The 18,192-nt window shown below is 66.6% G+C and carries 13 protein-coding genes and 3 tRNA genes; 14 read left to right on the plus strand and 2 right to left on the minus strand.

Translation table 11 applies throughout. The features are described 5' to 3' along the window. The first annotated feature begins 15 nt into the window (after positions 1 to 15). The 4 genes from clpX (at position 16) to ACNQFN_RS12055 (ending at position 4,430) form a co-directional block, all read left to right on the plus strand. Positions 16 to 1,284: an ATP-dependent Clp protease ATP-binding subunit ClpX gene (gene clpX, locus ACNQFN_RS12040; RefSeq protein WP_068635120.1), complete on the plus strand. Its 1,269-nt coding sequence runs from the start codon at positions 16 to 18 to the stop codon at positions 1,282 to 1,284. Between the two features lie 113 nt (positions 1,285 to 1,397). Then, positions 1,398 to 3,809, plus strand: coding sequence for an endopeptidase La (gene lon / locus ACNQFN_RS12045; protein WP_068635119.1), 2,412 nt, complete (start codon positions 1,398 to 1,400; stop codon positions 3,807 to 3,809). Between the two features lie 228 nt (positions 3,810 to 4,037). Further along, positions 4,038 to 4,310: an HU family DNA-binding protein gene (locus tag ACNQFN_RS12050; RefSeq protein ID WP_418646610.1), complete on the plus strand. Its 273-nt coding sequence runs from the start codon at positions 4,038 to 4,040 to the stop codon at positions 4,308 to 4,310. Between the two features lie 44 nt (positions 4,311 to 4,354). After that, positions 4,355 to 4,430 (plus strand) — tRNA-Val (locus ACNQFN_RS12055). 13 nt (positions 4,431 to 4,443) lie between these two features. On the opposite strand, the gene ACNQFN_RS12060 is transcribed toward ACNQFN_RS12055, so the two are convergent. Next, positions 4,444 to 4,974 carry a hypothetical protein gene (locus ACNQFN_RS12060; protein ID WP_418646611.1) on the minus strand — a complete coding sequence of 177 codons (531 nt, stop codon included), beginning with the start codon at positions 4,972 to 4,974 and terminating at the stop codon, positions 4,444 to 4,446. Between the two features lie 137 nt (positions 4,975 to 5,111). Here ACNQFN_RS12060 and ACNQFN_RS12065 point away from each other — a divergent pair, with 137 nt between their 5' ends. From ACNQFN_RS12065 to ACNQFN_RS12075, 3 genes are all read left to right on the plus strand, one after another. After that, the gene (locus tag ACNQFN_RS12065; protein ID WP_068635114.1) at positions 5,112 to 5,777 is read left to right on the plus strand and encodes a phosphatase PAP2 family protein; all 666 of its coding nucleotides are present in this window, start codon (positions 5,112 to 5,114) and stop codon (positions 5,775 to 5,777) included. A gap of 124 nt (positions 5,778 to 5,901) precedes the next feature. Then, positions 5,902 to 5,976, plus strand: a tRNA-Val gene (locus ACNQFN_RS12070). 52 nt (positions 5,977 to 6,028) lie between these two features. Further along, positions 6,029 to 6,103 (plus strand) — tRNA-Val (locus ACNQFN_RS12075). 66 nt (positions 6,104 to 6,169) lie between these two features. On the opposite strand, the gene ACNQFN_RS12080 is transcribed toward ACNQFN_RS12075, so the two are convergent. Next, entirely contained in the window at positions 6,170 to 7,087 is a 918-nt protein-coding gene (locus ACNQFN_RS12080; protein ID WP_068635113.1) for a LysR substrate-binding domain-containing protein, read from the minus strand. A gap of 160 nt (positions 7,088 to 7,247) precedes the next feature. Here ACNQFN_RS12080 and ACNQFN_RS12085 point away from each other — a divergent pair, with 160 nt between their 5' ends. From ACNQFN_RS12085 to ACNQFN_RS12115, 7 genes are all read left to right on the plus strand, one after another. After that, entirely contained in the window at positions 7,248 to 8,936 is a 1,689-nt protein-coding gene (locus tag ACNQFN_RS12085; protein ID WP_418646612.1) for a DUF1302 domain-containing protein, read from the plus strand. 32 nt (positions 8,937 to 8,968) lie between these two features. Next, entirely contained in the window at positions 8,969 to 10,321 is a 1,353-nt protein-coding gene (locus ACNQFN_RS12090) for a DUF1329 domain-containing protein (protein WP_418646613.1), read from the plus strand. 145 nt (positions 10,322 to 10,466) lie between these two features. Next, positions 10,467 to 11,582, plus strand: a complete 1,116-nt coding sequence (locus ACNQFN_RS12095) for a WD40/YVTN/BNR-like repeat-containing protein (RefSeq protein ID WP_418646614.1) — start codon at positions 10,467 to 10,469, stop codon at positions 11,580 to 11,582. Next, positions 11,582 to 13,981, plus strand: a complete 2,400-nt coding sequence (locus ACNQFN_RS12100; protein WP_418646615.1) for an efflux RND transporter permease subunit — start codon at positions 11,582 to 11,584, stop codon at positions 13,979 to 13,981. The genes ACNQFN_RS12095 and ACNQFN_RS12100 overlap by 1 nt, the downstream gene beginning before the upstream one ends. 17 nt (positions 13,982 to 13,998) lie before the next feature. Beyond that, a complete protein-coding gene (locus ACNQFN_RS12105) occupies positions 13,999 to 15,033 on the plus strand; it encodes a universal stress protein (RefSeq protein WP_068635109.1) in 1,035 nt (344 codons plus the stop codon). A gap of 197 nt (positions 15,034 to 15,230) precedes the next feature. After that, positions 15,231 to 16,925, plus strand: coding sequence for a sigma-54-dependent Fis family transcriptional regulator (locus tag ACNQFN_RS12110; RefSeq protein WP_068635108.1), 1,695 nt, complete (start codon positions 15,231 to 15,233; stop codon positions 16,923 to 16,925). Between the two features lie 324 nt (positions 16,926 to 17,249). Then, on the plus strand, positions 17,250 to 18,185 hold the full coding sequence (locus ACNQFN_RS12115; RefSeq protein ID WP_068635107.1) for a catechol 2,3-dioxygenase: 936 nt from the start codon (positions 17,250 to 17,252) through the stop codon (positions 18,183 to 18,185). The last annotated feature ends 7 nt before the right edge of the window (positions 18,186 to 18,192 follow it).

The following is an 18,192-nucleotide window of genomic DNA, read 5'->3' on the forward strand; positions in this document are numbered from 1 at the left end:
AGGAGAACCCCCGACATGACGGACAAGAAGGCTGGCGGCGACAAGCTGCTGTACTGCTCCTTCTGCGGCAAGAGCCAGCACGAGGTGCGCAAGCTGATCGCCGGCCCTTCGGTCTTCATCTGCGACGAATGCATCGAACTGTGCAACGACATCATCCGTGACGAGGTCGTCGGCGCCGCAGACCCGGAAGGCACCAAGGGTGCGCTGCCCACGCCGCGCGAAATCTGCGAGATCCTCGACCAGTACGTGATCGGCCAGGCACGGGCCAAGCGCAATCTCGCGGTGGCGGTGTATAACCACTACAAGCGCCTGCGCCACGTCGAGGCACGGGAAGACGACGTCGAACTGGCCAAGAGCAACATCCTGCTGATCGGGCCCACCGGCTCGGGCAAGACGCTGCTGGCGCAGACGCTGGCGCGCCTGCTCGATGTGCCCTTCGTGATGGCCGACGCGACGACGCTGACCGAAGCCGGCTACGTCGGCGAGGACGTCGAGAACATCATCCAGAAGCTGCTGCAGAAGTGCGACTACGACGTCGACAAGGCGCAGCAGGGCATCATCTACATCGACGAGATCGACAAGATCTCGCGCAAGGCCGACAACCCCTCGATCACCCGCGACGTCTCGGGCGAGGGCGTGCAGCAGGCGCTGCTGAAGCTGGTCGAAGGCACGGTGGCCTCGATTCCGCCGCAGGGCGGGCGCAAGCATCCGAACCAGGACTTCATCCAGATCGACACCACCAACGTGCTGTTCATCTGCGGCGGCGCCTTCGACGGCCTGGAAAAGGTCATCCGCAACCGTACCGAGAAGGTCGGCATCGGCTTCGGCGCCGAGGTCAAGAGCAAGGAAGGCAAGAACCTCACCGACACCTTCCGCCAGGTCGAACCCGAGGATCTGATCAAGTTCGGCCTGATCCCCGAGCTGATCGGCCGTCTGCCGGTCGTCGCCACGCTGCAGGAACTCGACGAGGCCGCGCTGATCCAGATTCTGGTCGAGCCCAAGAACGCGCTGGTCAAGCAGTACCAGAAACTGTTTTCGATGGAAGGCGTCGAACTCGAGATTCGTCCTGCGGCGCTGCATGCGGTGGCCCGCAAGGCGATCAAGCGCAAGACGGGGGCACGTGGCCTGCGCTCCATCCTCGAAGCGTCCTTGCTCGACATCATGTACGACCTGCCGACGCTGAACGGCGTCGAGAAGGTCGTCGTCGATGAGGCGACCATCGAGGAAGGCGGCAAGCCGCTGCTGATCTACGCCGAGCAGCCGAAAGTGTCGGGTGCCAACTGAGACCGGCGAAGCGGACTCGTGTGATCGTCGTCCAGCCGTGGGTCGTACCCGTCGCTTGAATTTCCAGGTCATGCCCATACATGGGTATGACCTTTCTCACAGGGAAAATTAAAATGTCGGGTTCCGCTGAACTCCCCAACGGACAACTGGAAATGCCGCTGCTGCCGCTGCGCGACGTGGTGGTGTTTCCGCACATGGTCATCCCGCTGTTCGTCGGACGGCCCAAGTCGATCAAGGCGCTCGAAAGCGCGATGGAAGCCGGCAAGAGCATCCTGCTCGTCGCGCAGAAATCGGCGGCCAAGGACGAGCCCTCGATCGAAGACCTCTATTCCATCGGCTGCATCGCCAACATCCTGCAGATGCTGAAGCTGCCCGACGGCACCATCAAGGTGCTGGTCGAGGGCGTGCGCCGCGCGCGGGTGGATTCGGTCGAGGATCTGCGCCACCTGTTCGTCGCCAAGGTGACGCCGGTGAAGGTGACCGAGGTCGACACCAACGAAGTCGAGGCCATGCGCCGCGCGATCGTTGCCCAGTTCGACCAGTACGTCAAACTGAACAAGAAGATCCCGCCCGAGATCCTGACCTCGCTGGCCGGCATCGAGGAAGCAGGCCGCCTGGCCGACACCATCGCCGCGCATCTGCCGCTCAAGCTCGAACAGAAGCAGGAAGTGCTCGAGATGTTCGACACCGGCGAGCGCCTCGAAAAGCTGCTGAACCAGCTCGAAGCCGAACTCGACATCCTGCAGGTCGAAAAGCGCATCCGCGGCCGCGTCAAGCGCCAGATGGAGAAGAGCCAGCGCGAGTACTATCTGAACGAGCAGGTCAAGGCCATCCAGAAGGAACTCGGCGAAGGCGAGGATGGCGCCGACCTCGAGGAGATGGACAAGAAGATCAAGGCCGCCGGCATGCCCAAGGAGGCACTCGCCAAGGCCCAGTCCGAATTCAAGAAGCTGCGCCTGATGTCGCCGATGTCGGCCGAAGCCACGGTCGTGCGCAACTACATCGACACCCTGATCGGCCTGCCGTGGAAAAAGAAGTCGCGCGTCAGCAAGGATCTGGCCGAGGCCGAGAAGGTGCTCGACAAGGACCACTACGGCCTGGAGCGGGTCAAGGAACGCATCCTCGAATATCTCGCCGTGCAGCAGCGCGTGGACAAGGTCAAGGCGCCGATCCTGTGCCTGGTCGGCCCCCCGGGCGTGGGCAAGACCTCGCTCGGCCAGTCGATCGCCAAAGCCACCAACCGCAAGTTCATCCGCATGGCGCTCGGCGGCGTGCGCGACGAAGCCGAGATCCGCGGCCATCGCCGCACCTACATCGGCTCGATGCCGGGCAAGATCCTGCAGAACATGAGCAAGGTCGGCGTCAAGAACCCGCTGTTCCTGCTCGACGAAGTCGACAAGCTCGGCATGGACTTCCGCGGCGACCCGAGTTCGGCATTGCTCGAAGTGCTCGACCCGGAGCAGAACCACACTTTCCAGGATCATTACATCGAAGTCGATTTCGACCTCTCCGACGTGATGTTCGTGGCCACCGCCAATACGCTGAACCTGCCGCCGGCACTGCTCGACCGCATGGAAGTGATCCGCCTGTCCGGCTACACCGAGGACGAGAAGGTCAACATCGCCCAACGTTACCTGCTGCCCAAGCAGATCAAGAACAACGGCCTCAAGCAGGAAGAAATCTCGCTCACCGAGGACGCTTTGCGCGACGTCGTGCGCTACTACACCCGCGAAGCCGGCGTGCGCAGCCTGGAGCGCGAAATCTCCAAGATCTGCCGCAAGGTGGTCAAGCAGCTCGTGCTCAAGAGCCGCAGCAGCAAGATCGTCGTCAACGCCAAGAATCTCGACAAGTTCCTCGGCGTGCGCAAGTACAGCTTCGGCATCGCCGAGAAGCAGAACCAGATCGGCCAGGTCACCGGCCTGGCGTGGACCGAGGTTGGCGGCGAACTGCTGACCGTCGAGGCGGTGCAACTGCCCGGCAAGGGCAAGGTGCTGACTACCGGCAAGCTCGGCGAAGTGATGCAGGAATCCATCCAGGCCGCGCTGTCGGTGGTGCGCAAGCGCGCCCGCTCGCTCGGCATCGAGGAGGACTTCCACCAGAAGAGCGACATGCACATCCACCTGCCGGAAGGCGCGATCCCGAAAGACGGACCGTCCGCTGGCATCGCGATCAGCACCGCGCTGGTGTCTGTATTGACCGGCATCCCGGTGCGCTGCGATGTGGCGATGACCGGCGAGATCACCCTGCGCGGCGAAGTGCTGCCGATCGGCGGCCTCAAGGAGAAGCTGCTGGCAGCGGTGCGCGGCGGCATCCGCACGGCGTTGATTCCGGAAGAGAACGTCAAGGATCTGGCGGAAATTCCGGAGAACATCAAGAACGCGCTGGAGATCGTGCCCGTCAAGTGGATCGACCAGGTGCTCGAACGCGCGTTGGAGCGTCGCCCGGAGCCCTCGCCCGAAGAGGTGGCGGCGCCGGTGGCGCCTGCGGATCCGGACGCGGTCGGCGCGGCTCAGCGGCCGCACTGAGTTCGGGCGGATCCGCCGGGCGCAATTCCTGGCATCCACCCCGACAAAGCCGCAGCGTGTGTCATGCACGCTGCGGCTTTGTCATTGATGTATCACGCGTTGACCCGCCGAAGTGCGCGCGCTATAAAAACCGGGATCGGCAGGACAGCAGGCCGTACCGGACATCCGTACCGACGCGGATAAGCAGTGAGCGTCATCCCATCGCAGTGCACTTTCGGAGGGATTCAAGTGAACAAATCAGAACTGATCGACGTCGTCGCAGCACAGGCCGAAATCTCCAAAGCCACGGCGGGCCGAGCCCTGGATGCAGTCGTCGCGGGGGTCGTGGAAGCCCTCAAGGGCGGCGACAGCGTCACGCTGGTGGGCTTCGGATCGTTTTACGTCGGTGAGCGAGCAGCACGCACCGGCCGCAATCCGCGTACAGGGAAGAACATCAAGATCCAGGCAGCGAAAGTCCCGAAATTCCGTGCTGGCAAAGGCCTGAAAGATGCAGTAAACTAACGGGCTTTACTGGGCCGCCTGCCAAAGAAAGGTGGTTTCAGCGCGGGTGCTTAGCTCAGTTGGTAGAGCGTCGCCCTTACAAGGCGAATGTCGGCGGTTCGACCCCGTCAGCACCCACCAGACATGCTGCCAGTCAGCAATTCAAAAGCCCGGCAAGCCGGGCTTTTGCTTTTCCGTCGCCGAACAAGGCAAAACCGATGTTCGGGAGCAGAGCGACAGGTGCGGGTTCTTTCAGGCGCGGGGAAAACCTTCTTCGCGCAAGGCAGTTCATACTGCCGTTCATGGCCTCGCTGCCTCTCAGTGACAGGCATACCTTCTTCCCTGATGTGGTGCCTGCTTCGCGCAGATTGATGCGGATGAGCGGCGCCCCCTGTCTTTCGCCGGACAGGCGGACGGAAGGAATGGCCGTGCCGGCACCGATCTCGATCACGACCAGGTGTTCGACCATGCACCGCCAGGCATTCAGTCGGGCGTGTTGTGCCTCCGAACGGCTTTCGACCCAGCCCCAGTCGCCGAACATCAGGATGTCCGGGCGCGCCTCGTCGCCACGGAAATCCGGCAGGCCGGAATCGACGCCCAGTCCGGCGCCGGCCGTGATGAGAAGCCCGTCGGCCTGGGCGATGAGTCGGGCGCAGCGGATGAAGCCGGCATTCGGATCGTGCATGGTGTGGCCTGTGGCGTGGTGCTGCCCGGAGCTGCCGTCCGGCGATTGACCATTTTAGCGGCACAGCGGCAGACTGCTGCCATATGGGGAAACGGATCGCCACAGCGACGAGAGAAACGCGAAACGAGGGAGGCGAGATGAAGTTTCTGCGCACATGGCTTGAACCGCGCATTCTCGCGGTGGTGCTGTTGCTGGCTTCGGCGGCCTGGATTTTCATCGCGGTTGCGGACGAAGTGGCGGATGGCGATACCGTGACCCTGGATCGCGCCATCATGCTGGCGCTGCATCCTCGGCCCGACACCGGCGGGCCGATGTGGCTGCAGTCGGCGGCGCGCGACGCCACCGCGCTGGGCAGCACCACGGTGCTCAGCCTGCTGGTGTGCATGGCCGTGCTGTTCCTGCTGCTGTCCGGCCGAAGGGGCATGGCGCTGTTCGTGCTGGCGTCGACCCTGGGCGGGACCCTGCTCAGCACGCTGCTCAAAGGCGCCTTTTCCCGGCCGCGGCCGGACGTGATCCCGCACGGCGACTTCGTGACGAGTGCGAGCTTTCCGAGCGGGCACGCGATGATGTCGGCCGTCGTATATCTGACGCTCGGTGTCCTGCTCGCCCGCCTGGTGAATGCACAGGCGCAGAAGCTCTATATCATGGGGGCTGCGCTTTTTCTGTCGGGTATCGTGGGCTTGAGCCGGGTCTATCTCGGTGTCCACTGGCCGACCGATGTACTGGCCGGCTGGGCGGCCGGTGCGGCCTGGGCCCTGGGCTGGTGGATGGTCGCCGAACTGATGTGGAGAAGGCGCGGATGAAGGGCGGTGCCGGCGGCAAGTGGAGCCGCTGTCAAGACAGGATTTGCCCGGCAGTCAAGCGACCGACAAAAAGCCGGCTTGACGGGCCAGGGTGCCGCTTCTACAATGCGGCCTCTTTGCGGAAGGGCGGTTAGCTCAGCGGTAGAGCACTGCCTTCACACGGCAGGGGTCACTGGTTCGATCCCAGTACCGCCCACCAGGCCTCGAATGCCTCCTTTCGCAAGCCGACCGCGCGAATCTTTCGCCGGATCGGGCGGTTAGCTCAGCGGTAGAGCACTGCCTTCACACGGCAGGGGTCACTGGTTCGATCCCAGTACCGCCCACCAGAATCCAACCCCAGCCCGTCCCGGCTGGGGTTTTCGTTTTGTGCTCCCGTATGCTGATTGCCAGGCTCATTCCGTCAAGGCCGCTCCTGACGGAAGCGTGGAACGCATTTGCTCGATGGTGCCGAGAAAGGCTTCGAGGATCGGCGACTGGTCGTCGCTGCGATAGATGCAGCTCAGATCGACCTGGGCATGGTGGGGTAGGTCGGTGAGGGGCTTGTAGATCACGCCGGGCAGGGCCAGCGAGGTGGTCGATTCCGGGACCAGGCAGACGCCGAAGCCGCCGGCAGCCAGTGCTACGCCGGTGATGGCGTCGCTCACTTCCTGCGAGACGATGGGTTCGAAGCCCGCTTCGTGGCACAGCGTCATCACCTTGTCGATGAAGTTCGGGCGCGCGCCGGTGGGGAAGAGCACGAGCGGGTGATCGCGCAGCGCCGGGAATGCCACCGATTCTTGCGCGGCCAGCGGGCTGGTGTGGCTCATGGCCAGCAGCAGCCTCTCGTTGGCCACCAGCCGGGTGGTGATGTCGGGCAGCGGCGCGAGCATGCGGTTGAAGCCGACCGTGATGCGGCGCTGGCGCAGGGCTTCGATCTGTTCGCCCTTGTTCATGGTGTGGAGGACGATCTTCACCTCCGGGTAGGAGCGGCGGAAGGCCAGCAGCAGCTTGGGGATCGCGTCGAGGATCGCGGTGCCGAAGATGCCGACGTCCAGCCGCCCGAGCTTGCCTTGCCCCGCGCGCTGGGTGCGCTCGGTGGCCTGCTCGACGACGGCGCGGATGTTGCGCGCTTCGTCGAGGAAGAGCGCCCCGGCCTGGGTCAGCTCGACGCCGCGCGGCGTGCGCTTCAGCAGGCGGACGCCCAGTTCTTCTTCGAGCTGCTGGATCTGCCGGGTGAGCGGCGGTTGCGAGATGTGGAGCCGGGTGGCGGCGCGGCCGATGTTCTGTTCCTCGGCGACGGCGATGAAATATCTCAGGTGGCGCAGGTCCATGCGCTTTCTCCGGTATCGATCCGGGGCGATCATACTTTAAAGGTATTGATGAGTCCATAAATCGGTATTGGACGGCATTTCGCCCGCTCTATAAGGTTCGTGCCATCCCGGTAGGTCGGATACGGATCCGGGATCCAGATAACGATTGGAGGAGGAAGGCATGGACAAGAGGGCACATCCGCACGGCCGCAGCCGTTTTCGCATCAGATCCGTCTGTCGTGCCGTTGCCGGTGCGTTTGCAGGGCTTGCGGCCTCCGGCGCCGCGCTCGCTTTTCAGATCGATACCGGCAACCCGGACATCAGGATGAGCTGGGACAACACCGTCAAGTACAGCGCGAGCTGGCGCGTGAGCGGCGTGGACCGGAAGGTGGCGGACGACTCCATCGGACCGCAGGCGAACACCAACGACGGCGACCAGAACTTCGGCAGGGGGCTGGTCTCGAACCGGCTCGACCTGCTGTCCGAGCTCGATTTCCGCTACATGCGCAAGTACGGCTTCCGCGTCAGCGGGGCGGCCTGGTACGACCAGGTCTACAACGAGTCGAACGACAATCCGGGCGCCCTCGGCGGCGCGCTGCTGAACCAGCGCTCGGCGCGCTACAACGAATTCACCCGCGCGACCAAGAAGCTGCACGGGCGCAAGGCCGAGTTCCTGGATGCCTTCGTCTATGGCAGCTTCGAGCCGGCCGGCATGAACCTCAACCTCAAGGCGGGGCGCTTCACCCAGCTTTACGGCGAGAGCCTGTTCTTCGGCTCGAACGGCATCGCGGGGGCGCAGACGCCGCTCGACCTCGCGCGCGCGCTGTCGGTGCCCAACTCGCAGTTCAAGGAGGTCGCGCGTCCGGTCGGGCAGGTGTCGGTGACGCTGCAGATCAACCCCGAGGTGACGCTCGGCGCCTATTACCAGGCCGAGTGGCGCAAGTCGCGCCTGCCGGCGGCGGGCAGCTATTTCAGCTTCGCCGACTTCGTCGATGCGGGCGGCGAGCGCCTCATCCTCGGGCCGGGGCAGGAGGTGTTCCGGGGCAAGGACATCGAGGCGAAGGACTCCGGCCAGGGCGGGGTGCAGATCCGCTTCAAGGCCGGGGATTCCGAGTACGGCCTCTATGCCGCCCGGTTCCACGACAAGATGCCGCAGTTCTACGTGCGGCCGGGCGTCAACGTCCAGCCCGGCAGCATCGGCGACTACGTCATGGTCTATGCGGAAGACATCCGCACAGTGGGTGCCAGCTTCAGTACCCTGGTGGGCGAGACCAACGTCGCCGGCGAACTGTCCTTCCGCGACAACATGCCCCTGGTGGGAAGCGGCATCACCATGATCCTGCCGGGCGACACCACCGCCGACGGCGGCGACGACGCGGCCTTCCCCAAGGGCCGGACGATGCACCTCAACCTCTCGGCCATCAGCGTGCTGGGCGGCAGCGCGCTGTGGGACGGCGCGACCTTCGTCGGCGAGTTCGCCTACAACCGGCGGCTGAAGGTCACCGACAACGCGCACCAGCTCGACCGCCTCGCCACGCGCAGCGCGAGTGCGATCCAGTTCGTGTTCACGCCCGAGTACTTCCAGGTGGCGCCCGGGCTCGACCTGCAGGTGCCGATCGGCCTCAGCTACGGCCTCAGCGGCCGCTCCTCGGTGAATGGCGTGCTGTTCCCGTCCGAAGGCGGCGGCAACTTCAGCATCGGCGTCAAGGCCGACTACCAGCGGACCTGGCAGGCGGGCCTGAACTACACGCGCTATTTCGGTTCGGGCGGCTCCGTGATCCGCTACGACACTGCGGTGCCCGAGCTTTCGTACGACAACTTCCACCGCGACCGGGATTTCGTCTCGCTGTCGATCCAGCGCACGTTCTGATCCCCCGGGCACGACAATTTCAGGAGACGACAATGATGAAGCACAAGATTCTGCCGCTGGCCGCGATCGCCGCCGCGCTGATGGCGCAGGCCGCCGGCGCGGCGGTCACGGCCGACGAGGCCGCCGGGCTGAAGAACACGCTGACCCCGCTGGGCGCCGAAAAGGCGGGCAACGCCGACGGCAGCATCCCGGCCTGGGACGGCGGCATCACCAAGCCGCTGCAAGGCCGGAAGGTGGGCGACATTCCGGGCGAGATCTTCGCCGGCGAGAAGCCCCTGCACCAGGTCACGGCCCAGAACATGGGGCAGTACGACGCCCTGCTGTCGGAAGGGACGAAGGCGCTGCTGCAGAAGTACCCCGACAGCTTCCGGCTGGACGTCTACCCCACGCACCGCACAGCGGCGGCGCCGCAGCGCGTCTATGACAACACCGCGCTGAACGCGACGCGCTGCAGCACCAGGGATGGCGGCTACTCGCTCGAAGGCTGCATCGGCGGCATCCCCTTCCCGATCCCGAAGGAAGGCGTCGAGGTAATGTGGAACTTCCTGCTGCGCGTCGAGGCGCCGTCGATCGAATACCGCTTCAAGAACATCGTCGGCAACGCCGACGGTTCGCACACCCTGGCCACGCGCAACGAGATCGCCTTCCAGTACCCGCCGTACTACGAGGACGCGACCATCGAGAAATGGTCCGGCGAGTACGCGATGTTCCGCTTCAACACGCTGGAGCCGCCGTTCAAGGCGGGCGAGTCGCTGGTGATCCGCGACGGCATCGACCAGAAGAACGCGCGCCAGGCCTGGCAGTACCTCGTCGGCCAGCGCCGCGTGCGCCGGGCGCCGACGGTGTCCTACGACACGCCCGATTTCGTCGCCTCCGGGGCCAACTACTTCGACGAGGTGCAGGGCTTCTTCGGCCAGCTCGACCGCTTCGAGTGGACGCTGGTGGGCAAGCAGGAGATGCTGATCCCGTACAACAACAACGGGCTGGTCGGCGCCAGGCTGGAAGAGGCGCTGTCCCGGCACCACCTGAACCCCGACCAGGTGCGCTGGGAGCGCCATCGCGTGTGGGTGGTCGAGGCGAGCGTCGCCGCCGGCAAGCGCCACGCGGTGCCCAAGCGCCGCTACTACCTCGACGAGGACACCTGGCTGATCGCGCTGATCGACGGCTACGACGCCGAAGGCAAGCTGTGGCGCACGACCCAGGTCACGCCCTTCGTGGTGCCGAAGATTCCGGCCACGCTGATGAAGACCGCCACCGTCTTCAACCTGCAGGCGGGCACGATGAGCGTCATCCAGGCGCTCAACGACGAGGACTTCAAGGTCGTCGAGCGCAAGCCGGAGACCTACTTCACCGGCGACGCGGTGGCGGCCGACGCCGCACGCTGACCTGCGCGGCGCGCTCGCCGGTCGCCGCCGCGGAGTGCGCGCGGGCTGGCCGGCGAGGCGCCGGCTTCTCCAGTTTCTCAGATTGCTCGCCGCCGCCGTCCGCCACCCGCGGGCCGGGGCGCGGCGAGGACACGGGTTCCGAATCATGTCCATCAGGCTTCCAGGCCGGCGCGGCATTGCGCGCGCGGCCGTCGTTCTACCTGCCGTCCTGGCTGCGGCAACGGTCCTGGCCGCGCAAACGCAGGCCGTGCCCGACCTCCTCGAGGCGCCGGCCCGCGCCGACGTCCGCGCGCAGCAGTCGCCGCAGTTGAACGTGGCGGAGGCGGGCAGCCGCTTCGTCGGCGTCGGCGTGCGCGGCCTCGTGTTGCTGTCGGACGACGCCGGGCGCACCTGGCGCCAGGCCGGGGCGGTGCCGGTCAGCGTCGCGCTCACCGACGTCCACTTCGTCACCTCCACCGACGGCTGGGCCGTCGGCCATGGCGGCGTGGTGCTGCAGACCACGGACGGGGGCGAGACCTGGCAGCTCCGGCTGGACGGCCGCCAGGCCGCGCGCATCGTCTTCGAGGACGCGCAGGCCCGCGCGCAGGCCGGGGACGACGCGGCCGCCCGCGCGCTGCGCGACGCCCAGCGCCTCGTCGAAGAGGGGCCGGACAAGCCTTTTCTCGGCGTCCACTTCCTGGACGGGAAGCGCGGCTTCGCCGTCGGCGCGTACGGACTCGCACTGGCGACCGACGATGGCGGGCGGAACTGGCATTCCCTGATGGGACGCATTCCCAACCCGCGCGGCAAGCACCTGTACACCGTCCGCGCCAGCGGCGCCGACGTGCTGATCGCGGGCGAGCAGGGGGCGCTGTTCAGGTCGCTCGATGGCGGGCAGCGCTTCAGCGCGATCGAAACCCCCTACCCGGGGACCTGGTTCGGCGCGCTGGCGCTCGATCGCGACACGCTGCTGGCCTACGGCCTGCGCGGCAACGTCTGGCGCAGCGCGGACGGCGGCGCCAGCTGGCGGCAGATCGCGCTCGGGCAGGCGGTGACGCTGACCAGCGGCAGCGTGCTGGCCGACCGTTCCATCGTGCTCGCCGACGAAAGCGGGCGCCTGCTGCGCAGTGTCGATGGCGCGCGCAGCTTCACGCCCGTGGCGGGCAGTTTCCCGACCGGCCTCACCGGCCTCGCCCAGGGCGGCGACGGGGCGCTGGTGCTGTCCGGCGCGCGTGGGCTGACCCGTGTCGAGCCGGCTCGACTTGTTGCGGAATCAAGATAATGGCGGTCGCACATTCCCTTCCGGCCGAGGCCGTGATCGCGGACATCGCGGAATTCGATTCGCGTTCGGGCTCGCTGCCCGAGCGCCTGCTCTTCAACAACCGCCTGGCCGTCGTCGCCGTCTGCCTGCTGGTGACCGTGGTGCTGGCCTGGCAGGCGTTCGGCCTGCGGCTCAACGCGGCGTTCGAGAAGATGATTCCGACGAGCCATCCCTACATCGTCAATTTCCTGGAAAACCGCAGCCAGCTCGCCGGCATGGGCAACAGCCTGCGGATCGCGATCGAGGCCACCGAAGGCGACATCTTCAGCGCGGCCTATCTCGACACGGTGCGCAAGCTCAACGACGAGCTGTTCCTGCTGCCGGGGGTGGACCGCCCCTACATGAAGTCGCTGTGGGCGCCGGCGGTACGCTGGACGGGGGTCACGGAGGACGGCCTGGATGGCGGCCCGGTCATCCCGGACGACTACGACGGCTCGCCGGAAAGCCTGGAGCAGGTCCGCATCAACGTCGAGCGCTCCGGCGAGATCGGCCAGCTCGTCGCCGCCAACTATCGTTCGAGCATCCTCCTCGTGCCGCTGCAGGATGTCGTCGCCGACACCGGTGAGCGCATCGACTACCACGCGCTGTCGCAGCGCATCGAGCAGTTGCGCGGCAAGTACGAGTCGGACACGGTGAGGATCCATGTCACCGGCTTCGCCAAGGTCGTCGGCGACCTGATCGACGGCCTGCGCCAGGTGATGCTGTTCTTCGCCGGGGCGATCGTCATCTGCACCGTGGTGCTCTACTGGTACACCCGCTGCCTGCGCAGCACGCTGCTGGTGGTGGCGTGTTCGGTGGTCGCGGTGGTCTGGCTGCTGGGCCTGCTGCCGACGCTGGGCTACGAGCTGGACCCCTATTCGGTGCTGGTGCCTTTCCTGGTGTTCGCCATCGGCATGAGCCACGGCGCGCAGAAGATGAACGGCATCATGCAGGACATCGGCCGCGGCACCCACCGCCTGGTGGCGGCGCGCTACACCTTCCGCCGCCTGTTCCTGGCCGGGCTCACAGCCTTGCTGGCCGACGCGGTGGGGTTCGCGGTGCTGATGGTGATCGACATCCAGGTCATCCAGGACCTGGCGGTCACCGCCAGCATCGGCGTCGCGGTGCTGATCTTCACCAACCTCGTGCTGCTGCCGATCCTGCTGTCCTACACCGGCGTCAGCCCGGTCGCCGCCCAGCGCAGCCTGGCGGCGGAGCTGACGGACGCCGGCGACGGCGGCCACGGCAAGCATCCGTTCTGGGCCTTCCTCGACCTGTTCACCCGGCGCAAGTGGGCCACCATCGCCGTGGCCTGCGGCCTGGCGATGGGCGCGTTCGGCCTGGCGGTCAGCTTCCAGCTCAAGATCGGCGACACCGACCCCGGCGCCCCCGAACTGCGCCCGGAGTCGCGCTACAACCGCGACAACGCCTTCATGACCGCCAACTACGCCGCGAGCAGCGACGTATACATCGTCATGGTGAAGACGCCGCAGTATGCCTGCGGCCAGTACGGCACGCTGATGGCGGTCGATGCGCTGGAGCGCGCGCTGCAGCAACTGCCCGGCGTGGAAGCGACCAGCTCGCTCGCCGGCCTGGCCAAGGTCGCCAACGCCGGCATGAACGAGGGCAGCCTGAAGTGGTTCGAGATTCCGCGTTCGCAGGACATGCTCAACGCCATCATCACGCGCGCGCCGCGCGAGATGTTCAACCAGAACTGCGACCTGCTGACGGTCTATGCCTACCTGAAGGACCACAAGGCCGACACCCTGGCCAGCGTGGTGGACGTGGTCGAGGGCTTCGCCGCGCGCCACGGCACGGACGCGCTGCGCTTCCTGAACGCGGCCGGCAACGCCGGCATCGAGGCGGCGACCAACATCGTCGTGCGCAAGGCCAACGTGCAGATGCTGTTCCTGGTCTATGCGGCGGTGATCGTGCTGGCCTTCATCACCTTCCGCTCGTGGCGGGCCGTGGTGTGCGCGGTGGTGCCGCTGATGATCACCTCGGTGCTGTGCGAGGCGCTGATGGTGTGGCTCGACATCGGCGTCAAGGTGGCGACGCTGCCGGTGATCGCCCTCGGCGTCGGCATCGGCGTCGACTATGCGCTGTACGTGATGACGGTGACGCTGGCCCGGCTGAAGGAAGGCATGAGCCTGTCCGAAGCCTATTACCGCGCGCTGATCTTCACCGGCAAGGTCGTCGTGCTGACCGGCATCACGCTCGGCCTCGCCGTGGCGACCTGGGCCTGGTCGCCGATCAAGTTCCAGGCCGACATGGGCATCCTGCTCGCCTTCATGTTCGTCTGGAACATGCTGGGGGCGCTGATCCTGCTGCCGGCGCTGGGGCACTTTCTGCTGCGGCCGAAGCAAGCGATCGCGGTCTGATCCGAAGGAGACGGGACATGTATCGACATCTGCTGGTGCCGCTCGACGGCTCCGAACTGGGCACGGGCCTCGCCACCCAGGCCGTCGCCTTCGCCGCGGCGCTGGGGGCGAAGATCACCTTCTTCACCATGCGCGAGGACTACGGCGCGAGCGGCGAGGGCGCGCTGGCGCGGACCTTGTCGCCGCAGGCCTTCGCCGAACTGGCCATGGGCGAGGCCAACGCGATCCTGGCCAAGGCCGTCGCCGCGGCCGGCGCCGCCGGGGTCGACTGCGACGGCGTGGCGCGCACCGGCGCGCGGCCCTACGAGCTGATCCTGGACGTGGCGGCCGAGCGCGGCTGCGACCTGATCTACATGGCCTCGCATGGCCGGCGCGGCGTGCGCGCGCTGATCATCGGCTCGCAGACGCAGAAGGTGCTGGCCCACGCCACGCTGCCGGTGCTGGTGGCGACGGTCGAGGCCAACGTGCGCGGCACGCCGGCCGCGGCAGCGGTCGACATCATCAAGGACGAGCACCGCGCCATCGCCGCGATCTGTGCCGGGCTGCGGGAACAGGCGGCGCGCCTGCGTGCCGGCGCCGAGACCGACCACGAGCTGACCGGGGCGCTGCTCCACTACCTGCGCGCCTTTCCCGAACGGCTCCACCATCCCAAGGAAGAGCAGTACCTGTTCGCCAGGCTGGGGCAGCGCAGTACCGACGCCGGGCCGCTGATCACCGATCTCGAGCGCGAGCACGCGGAAGGCGGCCGTCGCCTGGCCGGGCTCGAACAGGCCGTGGCCCGCCTGCGCGAGGCTGGCGGCGATGCCGAGGCGCGCACCCGTCTGGGCGACGACATCGACGATTTCGTCGCAGGGCAGTGGCGCCACCTGAACACCGAGGAAAAGCTGCTGCTGCCGCTCGCCGCCCGCCACCTGCGGGACGAGGACTGGGCGGAGATCGCCCGGGCCTTCCGCGAGAACGCCGAGCTCGGCAAGGCGGGCGCGCAGGACGAAGCCTTCCGGCGCCTGTTCTCGCGCCTGATGAACCTGCGCGCCGGGCGTCCCGTGTATTGACATCGGATAGGGCGGTGCGGAGGCGGGCCGATCCGGGCCGGCCCGCGCCTTGCCGGCCTCTACACATCGGTGCGCCAGTCGCGTAACGTGGCGCCTCGGCGTGGCCGGTGGAGGCCATTTGGAACAGACCGGCCAGCGCTGCGCGCCCGCGATGCGGGCGGCGAGGCGCGTCTCAGAGCCGGATGCGGAGCGAGGACATGGCAGAGCAGCGACTCATCGAGCAGTTCAATCTGCGTTCGAGGTTGCGTTTCAACATCGACCAAGGGCAGATCTGGCTCGACGAGAACCGGATGCTGCTCCTGCACGCGCGGGCGATGGGGGCGCTGCGCAAGGAGCTGTTCGATTCCCTCGGCACGCGGCGGGCGCAGGGCCTGCTGCTGCGCATGGGCTTCGTCTCCGGCCAGCAGGACGCCGACCTGGCCTCCAAGCTGTACGGCAGCGGCGACAACTACGACGTCTTCCGCATCGGCCCCGAGCTGCATGCCTTCGAGGGGCTGGTCAGGGCGACGATCACGCGGGCCGACATCGACTGGGAGGTGGGCAGCTTCTTCGGCGAAGTCGAATGGGACAATTCGTGGGAGGCGGAATCCCACCTGCAGCAGTTCGGCAGCGGGCACGAGGCCGCGTGCTGGACCCTGGTGGGCTACGCTTCCGGCTACGTCACGGGTTTCTTCAAGCGCCTGATCGTGTTCCGCGAGACGCATTGCCTGTGCAAGGGCGACGGCAAGTGCGTCATCGTCGGCAAGCCGGCCGAGGCCTGGGGCGACGATCCCTACCTGGCGCATTTCAAGCCCGAGAACCTCGACTGGAAACTGCAGGAGATGGAGGCCGAGCTGGTCGAATTGCGCGGCCAGCTGCGGGAGCGCAAGGAACTCGGGCAACTGGTCGGCCGTTCGCCGGGCTTCCGCGCCGCCTTCGATCTGCTCAGCAAGGCGGCCAACAGCCCGATCAGCGTGCTGCTGCTGGGCGAGACGGGCGTCGGCAAGGAAGTCTTCGCGCGCTGGCTGCACGAGAACAGCGACCGCCGCGAACAGCCTTTCGTCGCGGTGAACTGCGCGGCCATTCCGAACGACCTGATCGAGGCCGAGCTGTTCGGCGTCCAGAAAGGCGCATACACCGGCGCCCAGCAGTCCCGCGCGGGCCGCTTCGAGCGTGCCGACGGCGGCACCCTGTTCCTCGACGAACTGGGCGAGCTGTCGCTGGCCGCGCAGGTCAAGCTGCTGCGCGTCCTGCAGACGGGCGAGGTCGAGCGCCTGGGGGACGAGAAGACGCGCAAGGTCAATGTCCGCGTCGTCGCCGCCACCAACGTCGATCTCCAGCAGGCGATCGCGCAGGGGCGCTTCCGCTCCGATCTGTACTATCGCCTCGCCACCTATCCGGTGACCATTCCGCCTCTGCGCGAGCGCAAGCCGGATATCCCGCTGCTGGTCGCGGCGATGCTCGACAAGTTCGCCCCGCAATACAACAAGACGCTCGAAGGCCTCACCGACCGCGCGATGCAGGCCTTGATGAGCTACCCATGGCCGGGGAACATCCGCGAACTGGAAAACCTCGTCGAGCGCGGCGTGCTGCTGGCGCCGGCCGGAGGACGGATCGAAGTGGACCATCTGTTCGCGGGCGGGGCGCCGGCCGTCGGCGCCGCTGCGGCGGTCGATCACGAAGGCGGCGTCTGCCGCGCGGTCGATGCCGCCCGCGAGCGCCTGTGCGAAACGCTGCTGGACGAGGAAGGCTTCGACCTCGACGCGCACGAGACGCGGCTGCTGAACCTGGCCGTGCAGCGCTCCCAGGGCAATCTCACCCATGCCGCGCGCCTGCTGGGCATCACCCGGCGGCAGCTTGCCTACCGCTTGAAGCAGGGTGAGGGCAGCGAGACGGGGCTGCCAGACCCGTAAGTCTGGGCGCCCGCCGCACCGCAGTTCCGCCGATGGCCGCTTTCGAGCGGCCATCGGCGTTTTCGGCGCAGATCGGCTCTGCCTTCTTGCTGCATCGCACCGTGACGCTTTTGTCAGGCGGACGGCGGCGATGGACCAAAACGTCAGGCCACCGCCGCAGCAGCAGCGTCGCTTTTTTCGTGAAAACTCAATTAATACAGTGATTTGATTCTTCTGGCACGGTCTCTGCATAAAGAATGGTGAATGCTTGATAAGCGGGCTTGATGGATGACGGATCGGTCAGGCGCCTTGCCCGCACCCACCGTTGAACAAGGAGACAAGAAGATGGCCATGACAGGAGTCCTGCGACCGGGGCACGTCCAGCTCAGGGTGATGAATCTCGACGATGCCGTTCGCCATTACCGCGACATCATGGGATTGACCGAAACCGGGCGCGATGCCGAAGGGCGGGTCTATCTAAAGTGTCGCGACGAGATCGACCACCACAGCGTGGTGCTGCGCGAAGCCGACTGCGCGGGGCTGGATTTCATCGGCTTCAAGGTGCTCGACGAGGCCACGCTGGACCGGCTCGAGGCGGACCTGCGCGCTTATGGCCTGGACACCACGCGCCTGCCCGCCGGCGACCTGCTGGAAACCGGCGAGAGAGTGCGCTTCCAGGTGCCGTCCGGCCACTGGTTCGAGCTGTACGCGAAGAAAAGCGCCGTCGGCAACGGCTGTGGACTCGTCGATCCGACGCCCTGGGCGCCCGAGAACAAGCGGGGCATGGCGCCGCTGCGTCTCGACCATGCCTTGCTGTACGGGCCGAACATCGGCGCGGTGCAGAAGATCTTCACCGAGGTGCTGGGTTTCACGCTGGTCGAGCGGGTGCTCAATCCCGAAGGCAGCGCCAACCTGATCATCTTCCTGAACTGCTCGATCAAGTCGCACGACATCGCCTTCGCCGAGTATCCCGAGCCGGGCAAGCTGCACCACTGCTCCTTCCTGATGGAAAGCTGGGAAGACGTGCTGCGCGCCGGCGACATCATGTCCATGAACAAGGTGCCGGTGGACATCGGACCGACCCGGCACGGCGTCACCCGCGGCCGCACCATCTATGCCTGGGACCCCTCCGGCAACCGCTTCGAGACCTTCAAGGAAGACCGCCAGCCCTATCCCGACCACGAGCCGCTGACCTGGACCTTCGAGGCGCTGGGCGCGGGCGGCGGGCTGGACTACGTCCAGCGCAAGCTGCACGAAACCTTCCTCACCGTCGTGACCTGAGGTGGCC

It is taken from the genome of Thauera butanivorans, from assembly GCF_048398245.1.
GTDB classification, from domain to species: Bacteria; Pseudomonadota; Gammaproteobacteria; order Burkholderiales; family Rhodocyclaceae; genus Thauera; species Thauera butanivorans.

Coding starts and splice junctions, on each gene's coding strand:
- clpX (WP_068635120.1), top strand. CDS start 16: ATGACGGACAAGAAGGCTGGCGGCGACAAGCTGCTGTACTGCTCCTTC.
- lon (WP_068635119.1), top strand. CDS start 1,398: ATGTCGGGTTCCGCTGAACTCCCCAACGGACAACTGGAAATGCCGCTG.
- ACNQFN_RS12060 (WP_418646611.1), bottom strand. CDS start 4,974: ATGCACGATCCGAATGCCGGCTTCATCCGCTGCGCCCGACTCATCGCC.
- ACNQFN_RS12065 (WP_068635114.1), top strand. CDS start 5,112: ATGAAGTTTCTGCGCACATGGCTTGAACCGCGCATTCTCGCGGTGGTG.
- ACNQFN_RS12080 (WP_068635113.1), bottom strand. CDS start 7,087: ATGGACCTGCGCCACCTGAGATATTTCATCGCCGTCGCCGAGGAACAG.
- ACNQFN_RS12085 (WP_418646612.1), top strand. CDS start 7,248: ATGGACAAGAGGGCACATCCGCACGGCCGCAGCCGTTTTCGCATCAGA.
- ACNQFN_RS12090 (WP_418646613.1), top strand. CDS start 8,969: ATGATGAAGCACAAGATTCTGCCGCTGGCCGCGATCGCCGCCGCGCTG.
- ACNQFN_RS12095 (WP_418646614.1), top strand. CDS start 10,467: ATGTCCATCAGGCTTCCAGGCCGGCGCGGCATTGCGCGCGCGGCCGTC.
- ACNQFN_RS12100 (WP_418646615.1), top strand. CDS start 11,582: ATGGCGGTCGCACATTCCCTTCCGGCCGAGGCCGTGATCGCGGACATC.
- ACNQFN_RS12105 (WP_068635109.1), top strand. CDS start 13,999: ATGTATCGACATCTGCTGGTGCCGCTCGACGGCTCCGAACTGGGCACG.
- ACNQFN_RS12110 (WP_068635108.1), top strand. CDS start 15,231: ATGGCAGAGCAGCGACTCATCGAGCAGTTCAATCTGCGTTCGAGGTTG.
- ACNQFN_RS12115 (WP_068635107.1), top strand. CDS start 17,250: ATGGCCATGACAGGAGTCCTGCGACCGGGGCACGTCCAGCTCAGGGTG.